Raw genomic sequence first — 6,000 nt, forward strand, 5'->3', positions numbered from 1 at the left:
ACGGATTTTCTTGAGAACCAACAAATTTCTTGATAGCAGAAATATACTTGTACAATTCATTTACGAATTGTACAAAATGAATCTTACTTATAAATTACAGACGTTATAAATCACATTATATTATAAAAGCTATTGTATTTTAATATTAGGCGACAAAACGTTTCATAAAATAGCGCGTTGAGTTTTACTTTCACTTTTAAAACAAAACATACACTCGATCAGATCTATTTTTCAATAATTTTCGCTTTTATAGTAACCTCATCTGGTTTCAGTTCTAATTTATCATGAACTTCAATTGTTTCTATGCGGTCCTCTATTTGGGGATCCACATTGATAGTCAGGTATCCTTCTTTCTGATAGTCCTCACAAAGGAACCGCCAGATTAAAGGTAACCGCTTTATCCCATCTGCAGGAATTATACTCATCTGGAAATCTCGATAGTCCTTCTGTACAAAAACGGAGTTTTTAGGTATATACTCTAACTGATTCTTATATGTTTGGAACACCTCTCTCCTTGCATCCCTTCCCGCATTAATCTGTGCTCTCGCCGCTTCATCTATACCAAAAGCATTGCAATAATAAAAATTGTCATCAATTTTAACAATATCTTCCGACCGGAAAGACACAACAAGCTTTGGTGTTTTAATAACAGTCTTCCCGATGTTCTCAATTCTTATACCTAGTTTACACCATCTTTTATCAACTTTAGTTGGTCTGTTCCATGACATAATCGATGCGCCAAAGTTCACAACCTTCAAATCTTTTAACTGTGCTTGGTAAATTTGTCCTAATGGAGTCAATTCTTTATACTCATAATGTTTAATAACCCTAATATATTCTGGATGGACGGTTATTTCCTCCTCCCCACCAAAAGACACAGAAACATCTGTGGTATCCTTAAACTGACAGTTGTTCACATACCAGTTGTAGGTTGTTTTATATCGCTCCAATTGGTCAACAATATCTTCCCATGATGCAATATCAACAGCGAATAGCCCCTTCTCCCTATTCTCAACGTCTTTCTTTCTAATGTATCCTTCTATTTTTGCATCTTTATTTGCTGTAGTAGCAAAAACCAGCAACTTTAATTCTGGCTCGAAGCCTAGCGCCTTTTCTATTTCCGTATCAATCTCTCCTTCTGTTAATTGAGCATTCGTATAGTCATCCTTACCTTTGCACTGAATACCGCAATATCCGCCATATTTTTCAACATACGAAAATACATCAACACCATGCTGATTTTGACCTTGTCGGCCATGTCGTTTAATAGAATCTTCACAAGACCATATTTCGCCCCACAATAGTTTGCAAAGTTTTTCAAAGTCTTGCCAATTACTTGGCTTTTTCAATTGAGTTTGTGCTATCATATTATGATATCTTTTCCGTCTTTTTATCAATAAACATCAAATTTTCCACTATAAAGTATTCTCATTCTGTCTCATCAAATCCTTCCGAGGCATTTACCACTAACGCTTTTCCTATCTCCAATTGCAAGAATTTAGGCAATTGAAGCAGTTTTGTCATAAGTTGGCTGTAAGTGAACTCAACCTTGATATCCAGTATTGGTTCCTCTACAATGCTCCTATTAATTCTTTCTACAGTCTCAGAGCCTTCGATAAAATCAGAATAGTCTGGATTCTCAGGCCAATTTTCTATCGTACCGTCACTATTGATCTTTAAACGAATATAGTCTCTGCAGTCATCCTGATCTGGAATCAGGCCGTTTGGCACATAGCCGGCAATCTTACATATCGCCTTTTTCTCTTTATCGAGCAGGAAATATGTTCCGCTGTCGCATATCTTGGCCTGCAGGTACAGATCCCCATATTCAGGCTTCCAATTCAGCAGTTTATGTGTTTTCAAATTGATTATTCCCGACCACATACCCTTAGCAACCAACGGATATTTGTTCTCATACAGTTCACCCATCCATGCATCCGTATAACTGCACATTTCCTCGTTATATGGGAAATATATCATAAGATAGTGCGCAATCTCACTCAATTCCTGCTCCTTAATGCCAATCAAAATCTGTTTTGCCATAATCAGTAAGTATTAGCCGTTATACTATTCAAACTTCATCATATCCGCCAACTGGACAAAATAATTGTTTGACCAGATGTCGAGCTCCTTGGGGTTCCTGACAAATGGAAGGACATCGCTCTTCACCTGATTGATGTTCGTTGACGCCAATCTGTCTTTCAACTGAGCCATGAATGCCTCCCTCCCGATTTCTTCATTGTTGAACTGGCGGACGCGCTCTGCGAGATGGGCAAAATCAAGAGGAACATTGTGGCGGACATACCATTCAAAATCATACCAGTCACGACCTTTCACCCTGTTCTTCCAACCTCTGTACACCAATGCGTGTATCTTCCCGGCAAACAAATCCGGCAAGGTGAAACAGCGTGTCATGAAGGAGTGAGGCTGTAGAAGCAGTTTTTGCTCAGTCCTGAAATTCAACGGTGGCTGGGTATCAACCTCAATTTTGATTTTTATGGATTTATCGGTCTGGAAAGACACGTCATATACATCCGTATTGTCTTTCAGGAAAGCGGATTCCACCTTACCAAAACTCTTTTTGTCTTTCTTTTTAATCTCCACTTCACGACCGACAATGGCAAATTCATCTATTATCGGCTGGAAGTATTTCGTGAAATCGAACTTGTCATCGGGAGTCAGGAGGGAAAAATCCATATCCTCGCTGAAGCGTTGGAGACCATGAAAAATTCTGAGGCAGGTACCGCCATAGAAAGCGGCAACATCGAAGAAACCGCCATTGTAGAGTCCGGCAAGTATCACCTGCTGGTTTACTTCAAATATGGCATTACGCCTTTCTTGTTCCGTTGTCGCACCATATGCAGAGAGCATATTGTCATAAATCTCATTCTTCATTTCTTCAGCAATTTAAGTAAAGTACGAATTGAATCGGCCTTTTTGCCGACCTTGATATATTCCCCAAACAACCGGGCATCCATCTGCATAAAATCCTCTCGTTCCATCCGGATATCCTCTTCCAGATAAATTTCGGCATCTTTCAGATAACGCAAATTCACTTTTGAAGAATTGGCAATCAGATCACACAGGGCCTTTTCAGGTGTAGCCATCACAAACGCGTAGCCATCTTTCTTGATGCTTGTCAGCCCAACAGAGAATGCGGCCTTCGAGATATGCGTATATTCAAACCGTCCAAATGGCGTGTCAAAGTTCTTGGCATACTTCAAAGTCATGGACTGTTTGGTGTAAACCTCTTCCGGTATCAGCCCATAATAGCGCAGAGCCGATGACATGGAAACATACGAGGGGGCATACAGATGATTGGCTATCAATTCTGTCGAAAGGGTTTTCCCCGTTATTTCCGGACTGCATACATAAAGTCCTTTCTTGAGGCGTATTATTTGTTTGTCACGCTCAAGCAGCCTGAGTTTTTGGCTTCCACCCCTGATATGAGGGAACAGGGACTCCAAAACGGAAGCTGTAACAGGGATATTTCCTAATTGTCGCAATGGATTATTCATGGCACAAAGGTAGCTATTATTTTAATATCAAAGTATATTTAATATATTTTTCTGCTTAGAATATTACTATGTGTGCAGCCATGATTTTTAGTGAATACCTAAAAGTACAGATTCTCTTTTTCCGGCACCTTGTTCTCCAGGAACATAACATAGTAAATCGGGAGATAAAGGATATTTCCTTTTGTCTTTATTTCCCTTTCGTTTGAGAGAACAATAGATGAAACAATATGGTAATCCTGAATTGCCATCAGGCTGTCCAATGCACTATGAACCGTATAATCCTTACCGGATTTAACCTCGATTGGCAGCACACTCATGGTGCTACTGTCATCAACAAGGAAGTCAACCTCTCCTTTCTGCTTATTGTCGTAGTAGAACAGTTTTTCGTAATGTGCTTTCAGTTCCTGGGCAACAGCGCTTTCATAGACAGAGCCAAGGTTAATGCTGGCAATGTCGTTCAGTATTGGCTGGATATTGTAATGATACAACTGGGAAGTAAGCATACCTACATCGTTCATGTACAGCTTCAACAAATTTTTCTGCTGGGATTCTGCCAAGGGATATTTCGGATTGCTGATAGCATGGGATGCTATCGTAATGCCTGAATTGATCAGATACTCAAACTCCTCCACATAATTGCTGAATCTGTCTCCTTTCCGGTCCAATATATCTTTTGCTACAATCCGCTTCTTCTTGTTCTCCATCTGAGAAGGAATCATATCATAGATACGGCGGATATACAGTTTTTTGGCAGCGTCCTCTTCGTAACGGGAAGCATCGACACCATACAATTCTCTGATAGCCGCCTGAACCTCCCTCACTTTGACGATATTATGACTGTTCAAATATTCATTTACCGCATCCGGCATACCTCCCACGAGAAGGTATCTTTTGAAAAGACTTAGCACCTTATCATGAACCTCCGGAGCCAAAGGCTGTTTCAGCTCAAAAGATTTTCTCAGATGCGCAATAGCATCCTCGCCGAAATCATTTGCAATCAGGAATTCTTCAAAGTCCAGCTGATACATTTTCTTGGGAATAATACTTCCGACTGGAACCGAAACAGTCTTTTTCAATGCAATTCCCAACAGGCTTCCGCTGCAGATAAACCGATACCTGTGTTCTTGCCTCAAAAACTTGAGCATTGTCAAAAATTGCGGATAATGCTGAATCTCATCAATGAATACCAATGTATTTTCATATCTGTCCAGCTTGGATCCTGCAACCATACTTAGGTTCAGGTAAAACTCTTCCGTGGTGCGGACATTCTTGAATATCTTGTCGCCCGCATCGTCTTCCACGAAATTTATCTCCACATAGTTGTCATAGAGTTCTGTCCCTACATCTCTTATGATGTAAGATTTGCCTATCTGCCGCGCTCCTTCAATAAGGAGAATCTTGTCCTCATTAGACCTGAGGTGGTCATCTATATATGATCGGATCTTTCTGTACAGCATCGTTTCTACACTTTTCTAAAAGATTTGGTAGCGCAAATATACACTTTTCCTTAGAAATAACTCTTATAATTCTACACTTTTCCTACATCCTTTCAATTTTCGGCAGCAACGGAGCAACATAGACTTATGGCGAAAGTGACTTTACTTTATCCCCGTATTCATATATACGCCAATTAAAGTAAAGTCAAAACAGAGGGAAGAAAAGAGATGGCTCCGCCAAACAGACCAGCCGATTTGCCGAAGTCTACCAATGATACAGCCTGTTTTTTCTTTTGGCTGCAAAATCTTCGTGACTGCATCTTGCTTTTAGTTGACATCAGTTGGTGAAAATCCCACTTATTTTCGTACCTTCGCAACGGATAGAAAACAGGTGGACTTCGGACGGGAAAAGGGAATTTTTCCGTTGGTTCTGATTCAAGTGAAAGGTGCGGCAAAACGGACGGTTTTTGGCCTGAAAAACAAGCGAGAAAAGGCTTTTCTACCGTTTAAAACGCAACTCTTTCACATTCAGGTTGTTCGGTATGCTGCATCGGCAAATAAGAGCTATATCGGCTCAAAAACGAACAAGGCGCTTCGGAGGAGCGCCTTGTTTTTAGAATATTCACTATCGAGTCGTTTCCAGCACCTGCTGAATCAACTGTTTTACCTCATTTCTACTTTTAATAGCGGCCGGATAAGTGTGAAAAACATTATATTCATCGATGGCAGCCTCCATGGGTATTTCTGCACCTGGTTGTGTTGCCTGGAAGAATATAGTCAGACGGCGCTTTATCTCAGGTTCAAACTCTTTGGTTACGAGTCCTTCAATACCCCATGCAGCAACATGATCATAGAGCGGTGCATAGTAGATAAGCCCATCGGCCACATCTTGCCAACTCTTGTTCTTTACATTAGGGACTGTCGTAAAAAGAATAAAACTTTATAACGAATTGATTGCCAATGTAATATAAAATTTGTATCTTAGCTAAAGATAAAAAGAATACCTCCAATTGCCCTAGAAAAGCCAAATTTGGAGGTATCGCAAA

Annotated in this window: 6 protein-coding genes; all 6 read right to left on the reverse strand. The window is 40.2% G+C overall.

Features of this window, described 5'->3' with window-relative positions:
• Window positions 1-224 precede the first annotated feature (224 nt).
• The 6 genes from B5F90_RS08170 to B5F90_RS08195 all read right to left on the reverse strand — a co-directional run bounded on the left by B5F90_RS08170 (window position 225) and on the right by B5F90_RS08195 (window position 5,840).
• Window positions 225-1,367: a hypothetical protein gene (locus B5F90_RS08170; protein WP_087362311.1), complete on the reverse strand. Its 1,143-nt coding sequence runs from the start codon at window positions 1,365-1,367 to the stop codon at window positions 225-227.
• Between the two features lie 61 nt (window positions 1,368-1,428).
• Window positions 1,429-2,043, reverse strand: coding sequence for a hypothetical protein (locus tag B5F90_RS08175; RefSeq protein WP_087362312.1), 615 nt, complete (start codon window positions 2,041-2,043; stop codon window positions 1,429-1,431).
• Between the two features lie 24 nt (window positions 2,044-2,067).
• Window positions 2,068-2,895: a nucleotidyl transferase AbiEii/AbiGii toxin family protein gene (locus tag B5F90_RS08180; RefSeq protein ID WP_087362313.1), complete on the reverse strand. Its 828-nt coding sequence runs from the start codon at window positions 2,893-2,895 to the stop codon at window positions 2,068-2,070.
• On the reverse strand, window positions 2,892-3,518 hold the full coding sequence (locus tag B5F90_RS08185; RefSeq protein ID WP_087362314.1) for a hypothetical protein: 627 nt from the start codon (window positions 3,516-3,518) through the stop codon (window positions 2,892-2,894). The genes B5F90_RS08180 and B5F90_RS08185 overlap by 4 nt, the downstream gene beginning before the upstream one ends.
• Window positions 3,519-3,616: 98 nt before the next feature.
• Window positions 3,617-4,975, reverse strand: a complete 1,359-nt coding sequence (locus B5F90_RS08190; RefSeq protein ID WP_087362315.1) for an AAA family ATPase — start codon at window positions 4,973-4,975, stop codon at window positions 3,617-3,619.
• Between the two features lie 604 nt (window positions 4,976-5,579).
• Window positions 5,580-5,840, reverse strand: a complete 261-nt coding sequence (locus tag B5F90_RS08195; protein WP_239307769.1) for a hypothetical protein — start codon at window positions 5,838-5,840, stop codon at window positions 5,580-5,582.
• Window positions 5,841-6,000 lie beyond the last annotated feature (160 nt).

Source organism: Alistipes sp. An31A (genome assembly GCF_002159425.1).
Taxonomy (GTDB): domain Bacteria; phylum Bacteroidota; class Bacteroidia; order Bacteroidales; family Rikenellaceae; genus Alistipes; species Alistipes excrementigallinarum.

Bases quoted from the DNA above. Each gene is read 5' to 3' on its own strand.
- B5F90_RS08185 (WP_087362314.1), bottom strand. From the start codon at position 3,518: ATGAATAATCCATTGCGACAATTAGGAAATATCCCTGTTACAGCTTCC.
- B5F90_RS08175 (WP_087362312.1), bottom strand. From the start codon at position 2,043: ATGGCAAAACAGATTTTGATTGGCATTAAGGAGCAGGAATTGAGTGAG.
- B5F90_RS08180 (WP_087362313.1), bottom strand. From the start codon at position 2,895: ATGAAGAATGAGATTTATGACAATATGCTCTCTGCATATGGTGCGACA.
- B5F90_RS08170 (WP_087362311.1), bottom strand. From the start codon at position 1,367: ATGATAGCACAAACTCAATTGAAAAAGCCAAGTAATTGGCAAGACTTT.
- B5F90_RS08190 (WP_087362315.1), bottom strand. From the start codon at position 4,975: ATGCTGTACAGAAAGATCCGATCATATATAGATGACCACCTCAGGTCT.